The 14,099-nt window shown below is 51.7% G+C and carries 10 protein-coding genes and 1 pseudogene; 10 read left to right on the top strand and 1 reads right to left on the bottom strand.

Features of this window, described 5'->3' with window-relative positions; translation table 11 throughout:
• Positions 1-68 precede the first annotated feature (68 nt).
• Positions 69-1,201 (bottom strand): IS3 family transposase gene (locus tag AQ621_RS07835; protein ID WP_145840233.1). Its coding sequence is split into 2 segments (ribosomal slippage): positions 69-931 and positions 931-1,201, totalling 1,134 coding nucleotides; the frame shifts between segments, so codons are not numbered across the junction.
• A 13-nt stretch (positions 1,202-1,214) separates the two neighbouring features.
• Here AQ621_RS07835 and AQ621_RS07845 point away from each other — a divergent pair.
• The 10 genes and pseudogenes from AQ621_RS07845 to AQ621_RS07890 all read left to right on the top strand — a co-directional run bounded on the left by AQ621_RS07845 (position 1,215) and on the right by AQ621_RS07890 (position 14,084).
• On the top strand, positions 1,215-1,613 hold the full coding sequence (locus AQ621_RS07845; protein WP_227508275.1) for a GxxExxY protein: 399 nt from the start codon (positions 1,215-1,217) through the stop codon (positions 1,611-1,613).
• Positions 1,614-1,675: 62 nt separating this feature from the next.
• Positions 1,676-3,253: a phosphoglucomutase (alpha-D-glucose-1,6-bisphosphate-dependent) gene (gene pgm / locus AQ621_RS07850; protein WP_058341000.1), complete on the top strand. Its 1,578-nt coding sequence runs from the start codon at positions 1,676-1,678 to the stop codon at positions 3,251-3,253.
• Positions 3,254-3,407: 154 nt separating this feature from the next.
• A pseudogene (locus AQ621_RS07855) lies at positions 3,408-5,406 on the top strand (polysaccharide biosynthesis protein).
• A gap of 155 nt (positions 5,407-5,561) precedes the next feature.
• Positions 5,562-6,539: an MraY family glycosyltransferase gene (locus tag AQ621_RS07860; protein WP_058341001.1), complete on the top strand. Its 978-nt coding sequence runs from the start codon at positions 5,562-5,564 to the stop codon at positions 6,537-6,539.
• A gap of 75 nt (positions 6,540-6,614) precedes the next feature.
• The gene (locus tag AQ621_RS07865) at positions 6,615-8,090 is read left to right on the top strand and encodes a CDP-glycerol glycerophosphotransferase family protein (RefSeq protein WP_058341002.1); all 1,476 of its coding nucleotides are present in this window, start codon (positions 6,615-6,617) and stop codon (positions 8,088-8,090) included.
• 10 nt (positions 8,091-8,100) lie between these two features.
• Positions 8,101-9,321 (top strand): LicD family protein, encoded by a 1,221-nt coding sequence (locus tag AQ621_RS07870; protein WP_145840261.1) that lies wholly within the window; start codon positions 8,101-8,103, stop codon positions 9,319-9,321.
• Positions 9,322-9,329: 8 nt separating this feature from the next.
• A complete protein-coding gene (locus tag AQ621_RS07875) occupies positions 9,330-10,091 on the top strand; it encodes a hypothetical protein (protein WP_145840262.1) in 762 nt (253 codons plus the stop codon).
• A 14-nt stretch (positions 10,092-10,105) separates the two neighbouring features.
• A complete protein-coding gene (tagD, locus tag AQ621_RS07880; RefSeq protein ID WP_058341005.1) occupies positions 10,106-10,567 on the top strand; it encodes a glycerol-3-phosphate cytidylyltransferase in 462 nt (153 codons plus the stop codon).
• A 2-nt stretch (positions 10,568-10,569) separates the two neighbouring features.
• Complete coding sequence (locus tag AQ621_RS07885) at positions 10,570-12,807, top strand: bifunctional glycosyltransferase/CDP-glycerol:glycerophosphate glycerophosphotransferase (RefSeq protein WP_058341006.1); 2,238 nt, start codon at positions 10,570-10,572, stop codon at positions 12,805-12,807.
• Positions 12,804-14,084 carry a glycosyltransferase gene (locus tag AQ621_RS07890; protein WP_058341007.1) on the top strand — a complete coding sequence of 427 codons (1,281 nt, stop codon included), beginning with the start codon at positions 12,804-12,806 and terminating at the stop codon, positions 14,082-14,084. Before AQ621_RS07885 ends, AQ621_RS07890 begins: the two co-directional genes overlap by 4 nt.
• Positions 14,085-14,099 lie beyond the last annotated feature (15 nt).

Here is a 14,099-nt window from a genome sequence, read left to right on the forward strand (position 1 = left end):
TGAGGTGGACCCCATCAGTTGGACAGCCTGAAGGTGCAGTTAAGCTCTGATCCGGCTGTATTCCCGGCTCAAGCTGCCAGGGTCATGGGTTGTTGGTAGTACACCTCATCCGGTGTTTGGTAATCAAGGGTTTGGTGGTACCGGGTCTGATTGTAATGCCGGAAGTACCGGTGGAGCGCCTGCTTCAAGTGTCGGCCATCCTCGAAGGCAGTGAGGTAGACGCACTCGTGTTTGACGCTGCGCCAGAGCCGTTCCACAAAGATGTTGTCATGGTAGCAGCCTTTGCCGTCCATGCTGATCCGGATGCCATGCTCTTTGAGAACGCTTGTGAAGGCCTCGCTGGTGAACTGGACGCCCTGATCGGTGTTGAAGACCTCCGGTGTTCCGTGGCGCTGTAGAGCCTCCTCCAGTGCATCGACGCAGAAGTCTGTGTCCATGGTGTTGGAGACTCGCCAGGACAACACCTTGCGGCTGTACCAGTCGATGATGGCAACCAGATACATGAAGCCCCGGGCCAGCGGGATATATGAAATATCTGTTGCCCACACCTGGTTGGGGCGGTCGATTTTCAGCCCTGTGAGCAGATACGGGTACACCTTGTGCCCATCGCCCGGAATGCTGGTTCTGGGGCGCGGATACACCGCCTGAATGCCCATGGTGCGCATCAGCCGCTGCACCCGCTTCCGGTTGACCCGATAGCCCTGGTGCTGCAAGTGGACCCGCATCTTGCGAGAGCCATAGTACGGCGTTTCCAGGTGCTGTTGATCAATCAGGTACATCAGATCCAGATCCTCCTGACACTGCTCACGAGGGACGTAGTACACCGATGAGCGGCTCAGCTTGAGCAGCTCACACTGGCGCGAAAGACTGACTTGGGGATGACCACGCTCGATCATCGCCAACCGCTGTTGACGGCTTACTGATCGAGCTTGCGCGACAAAAAATCGCGTTCCACCGTCAGTCGGCCAATCTCTCGGTAAAGTTCGTCTGTGCTGGGCTCATCGGATTGCTTGCCGGCTTTCTTCTTGCCTTCGAAGAGGCCCGGGGCATTCTCCAGCAGTTCGCGCTTCCAGGTGCTGACCATGGTGGGGTGGATCTGGAAACGGGCAGCAATTTCGGATGTGGTCTGGTCGCCCTTGAGGGCAGCCAGGGCGACTTTGGACTTGAATGATGCGCTGTATTGCTTGCGTTTCTTGCTCATGATTCTCCTCCTTATGGAGATGATGAATCAGAGCTTAGGCACCTGTCCAAAATTTGGGGTCCACTTCAGTTACCGGATTACCGGTTGTGTATACGAGGTTTATCGCCACCTGGGTTGTGGTTTTCTTGAATCGGTGTATCAGCGGGCGTTGGTACACGAATTGCGGGCTGCTGGGCTGGCTGTGGAGTCTGAAGCCGCGGTTACCATCAACTACAAAGGCCAGCCCCTAGCCGAGCACCGTTTGGATTTACTCGTGGAGAATCGCATTATCGTTGAGCTAAAGGCCCAGCAAAAAGTCCCGTTCGCAGCAGAATCCCAGTTAATCAACTACTTGAAGGCGACAGGTCTGAAACTCGGCTTGTTAGTCAACTTTGCTTTTCCCAAAGCCACAGTAAAGCGCATCATTTATTAATCTCTCAATTTTTTCGTGTCCTTTCGTGGATTTGGTGGCAAAAAAAGGAACCCTCTTCCGAAATGAACAAAGTACTGGCAGCCTACAAAGAACACACCCCCAACCCCCAAAACCCCTCAGAAAGAGTAGCCTTCGGCACGTCCGGCCACCGCGGCACGTCGTTAAACCGCAGCTTCAACCGCTACCACATCCTGGCCATTACCCAGGCGGTAGTGGACTGGCGGAACAAGCAGGGCATTACCGGGCCAATGTACGTGGGCAAGGACACCCACGGCCTGTCTGGCCCGGCGATGGATTCGGTGTTGGAGGTGTTGGCGGGTAACAGCGTGGTGACGCGGGTGGATTCTGCCGGTGGCTTCACGCCCACGCCGCTGGTGTCTCATGCCATTCTGGTACACAACGCCGATAAGCCAGCCGCGCTGGCGGATGGGTTGATTATTACGCCGTCTCACAATCCCCCGGAGGATGGCGGGATTAAGTACAACGGCCCGGACGGCGGCCCGGCGGGTACGGATGCTACGGGCTGGATTGAGCAGCGTGCGAACGAATTGCTGGAAGCCGGGCTGGCGGGCGTGAAAACCTCTCCGCGCCGGCAGGCGGTGGTGGCGGCCGAGCCCTGGGACTTTGTGCAGGAATACGTGCAGCGGCTGGGGCAGGTGCTGGATATGGATGCCATTGCCAGCAGCGGCCTGAAGCTGGGCGTAGACCCCATGGGCGGCGCGGCGTTGGCGGTTTGGGACGCCATTGCCAAGCACTATGGCCTGGACCTGGAAGTGGTGAACCGCAACCAGGACCCGGATTTCGGCTTCATGCCCCCGGACCACGACGGCAAGATCCGCATGGATTGCTCCAGCACTGCGGCTATGGCTAACCTGCTGACCATCAAAGACCGCTTCGACCTGGCCTTCGGTAATGATCCTGATGCCGACCGCCACGGCATTGTCGACGCCGCCGGCCTGATGAACCCGAACCATTACCTGGCGGTGTGCATCGACTACCTGCTCAGCCACCGGCCGCAGTGGGGTACGGAGTTGAAAGTGGGCAAAACCCTGGTGTCGTCGTCCATTATTGACCGCGTGGTAGCCGGCCAAGGCCGGGAGTTGTACGAAGTGCCCGTGGGCTTCAAATGGTTTGTGGAAGGCCTGCACACCGGCGAGCTGGTGTTCGGCGGCGAAGAAAGCGCCGGGGCGAGTTTTCTGACCTTTGATGGCCAGCCCTGGAGTACCGATAAAGACGGCATTATTTTGTGCCTGCTGGCGGCGGAGATTCGGGCCAAGACCGGCAAGCTGCCCAGTGAATACTATGCGGAGCTGACGGCTAAATACGGCGCGCCGGTGTATCGCCGTAAAGACTTCCCCGCGACGGCTGACCAGAAGCAAAAGCTGAAAACCCTGAAGCCGGAGGACTTGCCGTTTACTGAGCTGGCCGGGGACCCGATTGTGGAAGCCATGACGGTTGCGCCGGGCAATGGTGCGGCGATTGGAGGGTTGAAGGTGACGACCCGGAATGGGTGGTTTGCGGCTCGGCCTAGTGGGACTGAAGACCTGTGTAAGATTTATGGGGAGAGTTTTTTGGGGGAGGGGCACCTGGAAGAGATTTTGGTGGAGGCCGAGACTTTGCTGGGCACCGAAGGGGTCTGACCCTACGGGTCAGACTCCCTGACCATCCGCCAAAGTTTGGAGTGAGAGGGGTCCAAAGTTTGACAAAGCTTAACAACCTCCCCACTCCCCGCTAACGCCAAAAACTGTCACAATTCCGGAAGAACAATTTTCCCGCAGTAACCAGGATGCTCGCATGTTCAAGGAACGTTTGATTCGCCTTAGCTACACCCAGAAGCGTTCGCTTCAGATTGTTGCCGATGTGTTGTTGATCTGGCTGGCCCTTTATCTGGCGCTTTATTTGCGCCTGGCCGGTGAGGGGTGGGTCTGGCCGCAGGGTAATCAGCCGTGGTTGTTTGTGCTGGCGCCGGTGATGGCGTTGCCGATTTATATTGTGACCGGCATGTACCGGGCGGTGATGCGGCATTTTGGCGGGCAGGCGCTGTTTACCATTTTCAAGGCGGTGACGCTGGGCTTTTTTATGCTCAGTGTGTTTGTGTTTGCCGCCCATGCTGCTGGTTGGGATTTGTTGTTCCCCCGTTCCTCTCTGGTGTCTTACTGGTGGCTGAGCCTGTTGCTGATTGGCGGTTTGCGGCTGGCGGCGCGGCAGTATTTTATGGGTGACTGGCTGCTGGGCAGTGGCACCATTATTGGTAACAAACGGGTAGATACGGAAGGCGGGGTGCCCGTTGCCATCTATGGTGCGGGTGCTGCCGGTAACCAGTTGCTGGCGTCGTTGTGGGTGGGGCGCCTGTATCGGCCTTTGGCGTTCATTGATGACGACCCGAGCCTGGTGGGCCGAAGCATTGCCGGTTTGCCGGTGTATTCCTCCCGCCAGGTGCCGAAAATGCTGGATAAAACCGGCGTGAAGGAAGTGTTCATGGCCATTCCTTCTGCCACCCGGGCTGAGCGGCAGGATATTCTGAACAACCTGGCCCGCTTCCCCGTTCATGTTCGCTCCATCCCCGGCATTATGGATATCGCCAGTGGCAAGGTGAAGGTGGACGACCTGCAGGAAGTGGATGTGGCGGACCTGCTGGGGCGAGACCCGGTGCCGCCGGTGGATGACCTGCTAGGCCGTTGTATTGAAAAACAGGTGGTGATGGTGACCGGCGCGGGCGGCTCGATTGGTAGCGAGCTGTGCCGGCAGATTGTGAATAACGGGCCGAAAGTGGTGGTGCTGTATGAGCACAACGAATACGGCCTGTACGCCATTCACAAAGAGCTGGAAGGCTGGGTGAAATCCCAGAAGCTGGATGTGCAGCTGGTGCCGATTCTGGGCTCTATCCGCAACGGCTCGCGCCTGCGGGATATTATGACGGTGTGGGGTGTAGACACCGTATACCACGCCGCGGCCTACAAGCACGTGCCCATGGTGGAGCACAACGTGGCCGAGGGCATTCTGAACAATGTGTTCGGCACCCTGAAGGTGGCCCAGGCGGCGATTATCTGCAACGTGCCTAACTGTGTGCTGATATCGACCGACAAGGCCGTGCGCCCCACCAATGTGATGGGCGCCACCAAGCGCCTGGCGGAAATGGTGCTGCAGGCCCTGAGTGCGGAGCAGGCGCCCAAGCTGCTGGGTGATGATGCCGCCGTTAGCCGGGTAAACCGTACCCGCTTTACCATGGTGCGCTTTGGTAATGTGTTGGGCTCGTCTGGCTCTGTGATTCCACTGTTCCGCGAACAGATTCGCCGGGGTGGCCCGGTGACTGTGACACACAAGGATATTACCCGCTATTTCATGACCATCCCGGAAGCGGCCCAGCTGGTGATACAAGCCGGCTCCATGGGGCAGGGCGGTGATGTGTTTGTGCTGGATATGGGCGAGCCGGTGCGGATTGTCGAGCTGGCCCGCCAGATGATTATGCTCTCCGGCCTTACCGTTCGTGACGAGGCCAACCCCAACGGGGATATCTCCATCGCCTTCAGCGGCCTTCGCCCCGGCGAAAAGCTGTATGAAGAACTACTGATAGGGGATAACCCCGAGACCACCCCCCCACCCCAAAATCCACCGCGCCAACGAAGATTTCCTGCCCTGGCCCGAACTGCGCGCCACCCTGCTGGCCCTGCAAGATGCTGTAGAATCCGATGCTTATGAGGATGTGCGGGAGTTGTTGTTGAGTACGGTGCAGGGGTATGCGCCTAGTAATGGGATTGTGGATTTGATTTGGGAGAAGAGGCAGTTGGGGTAAAAAGGATAATAAATTTTAACAACTTGTCTTATTGGTGAAATATATAGGCAAGAATTTCGTGGTATAATCCGGCAAATTTTTCGGGTTGTGTCATGAATACTTCATCTATCAGTCTTGCTCTTGTCATGTTTAGCGTGGTGGCTGGCGCCGCCGCAATGACAGCAGCCGTGCGTTCATGGGCTGTGCGCCGTAATGCGCTGGTTCTGCCCAGTGACCGCTGCTCCCACACCATTCCCACTCCCCACGGTGGTGGCATCGCCATCGCGTCTATTTCAATCATCCTGGGTATTCTTTTTTCGGTGCTGGACTGGGTGCCGGATTCCACCATGGTCGCCTTCATGACCCTGGGCTTTGTGATGCTGGCTCTGGGCGTGTGGGACGATTTTGGTGATGTCTCGCCTAAATTGCGTTTGTGTGCGCACTTTGCCGTGGTGGCGATAGGCATGTGGTCTATCCCGCGCTTGCCGGTGTTTTCGGTATTTGGTTACCAGGTGGACAGTTCTGTGGCCTTTTTGCTTTGGCCTCTGCTGGCCATTGCCTGGGTTTGGCTGATTAATCTCTACAATTTTATGGACGGGATTGACGGGCTGGCAGCCATTCAGGCTTTGTTGCTGTTTGGTGGTATGGCGCTGAATTTCTGGTATTTGGGCTATGTTCAGTGGGCCTGGATCAGCCTGTTTATTCTGGGCGCGGTGTTGGGTTTCACCATTCTGAACTGGCCGCCGGCCAAGATCTTTATGGGTGATGGCGGCAGCGGTTTTCTCGGCTTCATCATCGGGTTTATGATGCTGCTGTCTGCGGCCCAGACCAAGGTGAGTATGTGGAGCTGGATAATTCTGCTGACGCTGTTCATTGCAGATGCCACCACTACCCTGATTGTGCGTTTTGTTACGGGCCAGAACGTGTTTGCCGCTCATCGCCTGCACGCCTACCAAAAACTGACCCAGCGCGTTGGCCGCCATGCACCGGTTACCCTGGGTTATGGTGCAATTATTCTGGCAGTTTTGATGCCTGCGTCTTTGGTGGCGAACACAGTGCCGTACTCCGGTCCGTTCCTGTTTGCGGGGCTGTTTTTGGCGGCGAGTGCTTCGGCTTTTGCGTTGGGGGCTGGGCGTAGGGAAGTTTCGGCTTAGTCGTCTGCTATCTGTGATTTGCGCTGTATCCTTCAAACCGGCTTGTTGGCCGGTTTTTTCCGTTAAGGTATTTGGATGTTTTTGAAACTATATCGCTTCATAATCAGTCGCGGTTCTTTGCCAGTGTTGCTGACGCTGCTGGTGGCGTGTGTGGTTGCGGTTGTCGAAGGTTCGTTGTCCCCCGGCGATATTTTTCTGGTCTTTCTGGTGGCCTCCCTTCAGTCGTTTTTGTTGGTTTACGAGTTTTTGTTTGATGCGGCTGTGCCTGTTGAGCGTTTGACTGAAGAAAACCGCTTGCCAGACTCCGATACGGTGAACGCGGTAGCTATGGGCATGAGTTTCATCCCGTTATTGCTGTGGGGCGGTGCGTGGTTGGCGTGGGTAGCGCTCCTGGCCGCGGGGATTTATCTGAGCCGAAGCTTGTGGGTTCTGCTGATGCGTCTGGCTGGAAGGGGCCGCTTGACCACGCAGGCACTGGGTGAGCTCGATGCGCAGCAGCCTGCAGTGGCCGTGTATGTTAGCGGGCTCGCTGATGTGGCTTATCAGGTTAATCAGTGGTTGCCGGTACTTGAGCGACTGGATTTGCCTGTCATGGTGGTAGCTCGTCAGCGGGGTGTTTTCGATGGTATGGCGGAAACTGATATTCCGGTGTTCTACGCCCGGAACATGGCTCACGTTGAAACCGTGCTGGGGTACGGGGTTCGCACAGTGTTGTACCCGGCTAACACCATGCACAATGTGCAGGCGTTAAGGCAGTTTCAACTAAATCACTTTTTCATAAACCATGGTGAAAGTGACAAAGCAGTAAATCAAAGCAAGCTTCTTCAGGCGTACGATAAGCTATTGGTAGCAGGGCCCTTGGCCCACCGCCGATTGGTGGGCGCGGGGCTTGCGCTGAGGGATAACCAGGTAGAGTACGTTGGGCGCCCCCAGGCAGAGTTGTTACTGGAGCAAGCGGGCCAACAGACGCACCAGGGTGCATTGCGCGTTCTGTATGCGCCCACTTGGGAAGGTTTTGTTGATAACGTGGACTATTCCTCTATCGGTAAGTTGGGGCTGGGGCTTTTGAAAGCTTTGTCTGAAGACCGGAATGTCGAGGTTGTTTTCAAACCCCACCCTTACACTGGCTCTCGAAAGTCTGCCAAGGCTGCTGAGTTGGCAGAGATGATGAGCTTTTGCAGAGCGAATGGCATAAGGGTGGAAGAGTCCCTGGTTTCTATCTACGAGTGTATGAATGCCAGTGATTTGCTGATCACTGACGTGTCGAGCGTGCTTAACGACTATCTGATTACTCGCAAGCCGGTGGTTATGTGTGTGAATGAGATGATGTCGGTTTTGCCGGTTGATGAACTGTTTCCCTCAGCCCGTGCGGCGTACAAGTTGCGGCTTGGAGAAAGTGTGGGTGAGTTGATATCTACCATTGTTCAAGACGACACCGTGGCCCGGCTCCGGCAAGAGGTGCGTGCCGATTCTTTAGGTGATTTTCCCGAAGGAGCGATGGCGAAATTTAAGCAAGTGATTCAAGAGAGCGTGATTGATGCAGTTCAATAAGAGTTACCGGTTGCTGCGCTACCTTAACCGGCACCATTCTGCGTTTTCCCGCCATATTCTGGGTGGCCTGGCCTGGTTGGGCGCCTGGTTGTTCACCCAGTCTGTGGTTTTGGCAGGATTGATGCGGCGGGACTTTATTCGTGATGACTTCCGCCTGGCGTTTCGGCGGGCTGCCTGGTTTGCTCGCCATATTTTCCCGAAGCTGGACTTCTTCGAAGATCCGTTTTTTGACTTCACAATGGAAACAAACGCTGCACAACAGAATCGGTTGGAGCGCTTTGTGAAGCGATATCGTGGTTCGCTGAGTCGCTCTGTGTATCTGACCGATATGCTTTATTTGCAGGCAGCGAAAATCCACGGCAGGTTAGATAATGCACCTTCGGGACTTTATCCGCATGATGATGTGGTGGCGTTTTATGACACAGCTGATTCGGTACTGATGTCTTTGGCTACGCCTCCGGCGCCGGATCAGGGTGCCGGCAAAGAGCGTAAGGATGATTTTTCCAGGGTGGATGCGGTAACGGCCCTTGCGGATTTTGCCGACGCGCTGCCTTTGGATGACTGGGGATGGTATGTGGTTTCGGGAACCTTTTTGGGTTTGCATCGTGATGGTGGGTTCCTGGCGCATGATTACGATATTGACGTAGGTATTCACGGCGAGCAGATCGATGTTAATCGCCTGGTTGATACGCTGGCTGCTCATCCTAAATTTGTGACCAAAAAAGTGGATCTGCACATCGAAATTACACAGGATGAGAGCGGCTTGCTGCACCTGGAGAAGGTTCCTGCGTTGGTGAAGCTGATCCATGAGAATGGCCTGAACCTGGACGTGTTTATCCACTACACGGAAAGCGGGCGTTGCTGGCACGGCTCGATTATTCACCGCTGGGAGAACTCGCCGTTTGAACTGGTGCGTACAGAGCTTGAAGGTGTTCCGGTTAATGCTCCAGCGGATGCAGACCGTTACCTGACAGAGAATTACGGGGACTGGCGAACGCCTGTGAAGGAGTTTGACTGTACAACGGGTACGCCTAACCTGGTTGTGTCCCGGAACTTCTTATCTGTTGCCCTGTTCCTGAAGCGCCTTGCAGTTTTCAGTGAATCTGATGGCAAGCAGGCTGCGAAGTTGCGGCGAACACTCATTAATTCGGGTGTGGTTGAAGAGCAGGGCGATGGCCTGAGCGTGGTGCGTAACTTCGAGAAGCGCGCTCGGCTGAAAGGAGCTGCGTGATCGTTCTCATGGCTGCGCTGAACGGATATCTTGCCCGGTTTTTTTCTGCTGTTATCGGCTTCAGCCGGGTCTCTGGTGTGGCCTTCGTTGTTGGGTGTGCAGCGCTGGCGATCTCCCGGGTTTGCCAGGTGATGGCGTTCTTCCTGCCATTGAAGATCTTTATCGTGATTCATTCGGGAGAAGTGCCGGATTATTTCAACATATTCCCGGAAACCATGGGGTTCCGGGAAATTATTGTGTTGCTGTCGGTGATGGTGCCGGTAGTTTATGGCTTGTTTATTGCGCTGGGGATCGTTTACCGGTGGTTGATAGACCTGCATCTTAAAAGATTTGATTCCAATGTCTTGGTGATTATGGGTAAGGAAACCCCGAATAACAAGATGAAGCGCCTCCATAACCATGTTTCCAAGGCCTTCTCTGAGGCCGGGCTAGTAATTGTCTCCATTGCGGTGGCAGTGTTTCTTGACCTTGGTGTGGCGATTGCCTGGTTTGTTTTGCTCTACGCAAATTTGTGGCTGTTCCACAAGAAGGCCTTCGGTGCTGAGGACCACGACCGGCTGACTTTCCTGAACCTGCACCGGCGGCAGTTTATCGAGTATATCTCCTCCGCCAATTTCCTGGTGGTGTTTGCTGTTCTTGCCGTTGAGTTGGTTTACTTTGATATGGGCGTTTACACGGCGATTTTCCTGCTGTTGGTGTCGCGGATGGTGTTTCAGGCCCTTAATCGTTTTTCTGTTGAAAGTCTTTATATTCTTAAATTTCTGCCTTGATTGAGGGGCCTCTTATGGCGAAAACAGTTATTACGTATGGAACATTTGACATGTTCCATATAGGACACCTGAAGCTTCTACGTCGGCTTAGCGAGATGGGTGACAAAGTAATCGTGGCCGTCTCAACAGATGAGTTTAACGAGCTCAAAGGCAAGAAGACTTTGATTCCCTATGACCAGCGCGCCGCGATTGTTGAGGCTATTGACTGTGTTGATCTGGTGATCCCTGAAGAATCCTGGGAGCAGAAGCTTTCGGATGTGAAGCGTTATCAGGTAGATGTTTTTGCAATTGGTGAGGACTGGAAGGGAAAGTTTGATTTCTTGGAGGAGCTTTGTGAGGTGGTCTATTTACCGCGAACGAGAAATATATCGACCACAGAGTTAAAGCGGTCTCTCAAGCGGTTTTTGTCTATTTCGCAGGATGATTTGCGGAAGGCTTTTGAGGTTTTGGAGTTGCTTCGGAAGGATCTTGAGTGAACATGATTATGCCTGATAACGCGATGACTCATGAGAAAAATAGCCCGACAATAAGCGTAATCTTGCCCGTTTTTAATGGAGAGGATACAGTTACGTGGACTATCGAAAGCGTTGTTCGACAAACGTTTAAAGACTTCGAGCTCCTGTGTATTGATGACAGCAGTACCGACGGGACGCTAGATAAACTGCGTGCTGTTGCTGCTACAGATAGCCGAATCCGGGTATTGGAAAACGATAAAAATAGAGGGCTTGGTAAAACTAGAAATTATGGTGTCGAAAATGCCAAGGGGAAATATTTGGCGTTTATTGATTCCGATGATTTTTATGAGCCGGACTTCCTTGAAAAGTTGTATAGGCTGGCAATTTCGAATGATGCCGATATTGCTCAGAGTGCCGTTAGGTATGTCTACAATGATAAAGATTCGTTGTATGGGTCACCTTCAGGATTGATATTGGGCGAACATTGCAAATATCGAATTGATGTGGACGACGGTTTGCCATTTGTAAACCCACAGGCGTGGAATAAAATATATAAAGCTGATCTTTTTGATGGTCTAGGATATGCGCCAATTTGCTATGAGGATGCTCAGATTTTGCCTTATTTGCTTTCTCGGTGCAAAAAGATTGTCGTCACGGATGATGTTTTATTTAATTATAATAAGCGATTTTCAGGCCTTACAGGTGATAAAGTTGTTCCGTTGAGCAAGATTGATTGGTACCTAGATTCATTGGTTGATTCTGTTAGGCCTTATTTTGAAGAGGGGTTTGTTGAGCTCGTTAAAAAATGGGGCGTTGGGTTTCCTCGTTGTATTATTGAAAATTATAAGAATTTTCTGAGAATGCTGGCTAAATCGGAAGGCGAATACTCAGCTCCCGATAAGAGATTGATTGTTGAAAAAATAAGAATTGCATTGGCGAAAATAGAAAGAATCGCGCCGAAAAATATTTTTGAAGAGTATGTGCGCGCTTCCGAAAGTTTCTATTCTTTAATGGGTGAACCTGGACGGGGTCGTAGGCGAATATTCGGGGTTCTTGGTTCTGGGGGCAGACGACTAAGTTCTCTTTCTGTGATTGTTCTTGAAAGTTTTTTTTCTGCTTTGGATCGGGTGGTTCCAAAGAGTGGAGCGATCTGGATTTTCTCTTCATGGGGTAAGTATGCCGATCACACTCTTGATAACCCAAGGGCTTTATATGAAAGTGTAAAGTCAAATTCTTCAATTAAGAAGGTTGTGATCATTAACTCCAGCTCGGAGGCTATTGGTCGTCATCTGGACGACGGAATAAATGTTTCGTTTGTGCATTTGAAGAGTTTGAAGGCTCTTTGGCTGATGCTCAGGGCAGGGGTTCTTATTACGGGGTATAGCCTGCACAACGTATTTGGGTATCGACGTTTGTCCGAAAAGACTTCCAGAAAGATAGTTCAACTCTGGCATGGTATTCCTGTTAAAAAAGTTGGGCTTGAAGTTGATGAAGGGCTCGAGAAACACTGGGAAAATGAAGTTAAAAAGTACTCTATCTTGGTCAGCAGCTCTGATTGCGACAAAAACATTATGGTTAAAAGCTTTAGCCCGGAGCAGCCAGATAGAGTGAAATTGACTGGGCTGCCAAGGCATGATTTCATTTCTTGTGCTGAGGAGTTCCTACCTGTCGACTTTCAGAACCACCTTCAGATTCTCAGGAACCGTGTTGGAGATCGAAAACTTATCTTGTTCGCACCGACATGGCGTTATGCGACTGAAGAGGCCTGCATGTTTAGTGAGAGCGAGTTGCTCCAACTTGATGCGCTGTTGGCGAAAAATGATGCGGTTTTGGGGATTCGGCTTCATCCGAATATGAAGGCTTTTGGAATAAACAGCAATTTTATTTCAGATAATATTTTTCATGTTGATGATCTTCCTGATATTTCTATTATTCTTAGGTTGGCATCCTTGTTGATATCTGACTATTCTAGTATTTATATTGATTATTTGATAACAGATAATCCCGTACTTCTTTATACGAAAGACTTGGGCAGTTATAGTGGTCTTCGGGGATTTAATTACGATATCTCTGATTTTGTTCCCCATCATGAGTTGTATTCAGATTTTTCTAAGGTTTATGAAGCTATTTCTGGATTTCTTGGCGGTGGCTCGTTGAAAGATGATAAGTATGATGTTGTGAAAAACAGGTTTTTAAGGTTTTCTGCAGGTTCAGCGAATTCAGATAGAGTACTTGGTCACGTGCAAGGAGAGCTGGTTTGAAGATTTTAATCTACACCCAGTACTGGAAAAAGGGTGGTATTGAACGGCTCGTTAAGTATTTAGTTGATAATCTGTCGGAAATAGAGAGTGGATATCAGTTTTCGGTTCTTACAGAAGATGTTCCCTCTCCGGGAGAGCAGTTTGATCTTGGTCGGGGTGTGAAAGTGTTCTTCCGAAAGTTTACGCCTTTTAATCTCGTGAATCAGTCAAAGATGCGAGAGTTCGTCGATTGGCTAAATCCGGATGTTGTGGTCACTATGGGTTCGACCAGGGCCTTATCTCGTATGCCGAGAGCTTTGGTCGGGAGTGATTACCCAGTAATAATTTCGGAGCACAACTGCGCTACCGAAATGCTTAGGAAGTTCCATAATGATATTCGGTTTTTAAATTCAGTTCGATATTTTGCGGATCTAAATCACTTCATTTTCGAAGAGTTTTCGTCAGATTTTGATCGGACTGAATCAGTAAGAGTCGTGTCTAATCCTATATGCAGTAGCTCACTCAGAGCTGATGTTTGCTCCTCTCAATCTCCGAAAATTGTTCACGTTGGCCGATTTCAGATTGATCAGAAGCAGCAAGACGTCTTAGTCAGAAGTTTTGCCTTGATCGCTGATGAGTTTCCTTCGTGGACACTAGAGCTGTACGGTGGTGACTGGTTTGGCGCTAAAGCTAAGATAAAAGCATTGGTTGACGAATTAGGGTTGTCTGACAGAGTGCTTTTGAAGGGAGAAACCGATCAGGTTGAGAAAGTATTGTCGAGCGCCCAATTGTTCGCGTTTCCCTCGGCATTTGAAGGGTTTGGGCTGGTAGTTGGTGAGGCTCTAGCGGTAGGGTTGCCAGTGGTTGCCTTTGCCCATTGCGATGGTGTTAATAGACTCGTACATGATCGCGAAAACGGCATTCTGGTGGACGGCAGTGTTCGAAGTCATGTTGCCTTCTCACGGGGGTTAAAGTTAATGATGGAAGATGCTGATTTGCGTTCCCGTTTAAGTTCGGGAGCATTGGCATCTGTAAATGATTTTTCGCTGGAGCTTTTCTTGAAAGGTTGGAGTGATATTTTCGAGGAAGCTTATCGAATGCGGGGGCGAAACCGCCTTCGGTTACTGTCAAATGTAGAACGAGATTATCTAGAATTAGTTGCTTCAGGAAAGCTATTTGATGAGAAATTTGCAAATCTTCGAAGGTTGAAACGGTTGAATAAGGTCAAGGGCTTGCTCAAGCGTTATTATCTATGGCCGATAATGCGTTTTGTTTATAAGCGCCTTTTTAGTAAATGATATTTTCGAGTGATA

Origin of the sequence: Marinobacter sp. P4B1, from assembly GCF_001447135.1 — a bacterium.
Taxonomy (GTDB): domain Bacteria; phylum Pseudomonadota; class Gammaproteobacteria; order Pseudomonadales; family Oleiphilaceae; genus Marinobacter; species Marinobacter vinifirmus.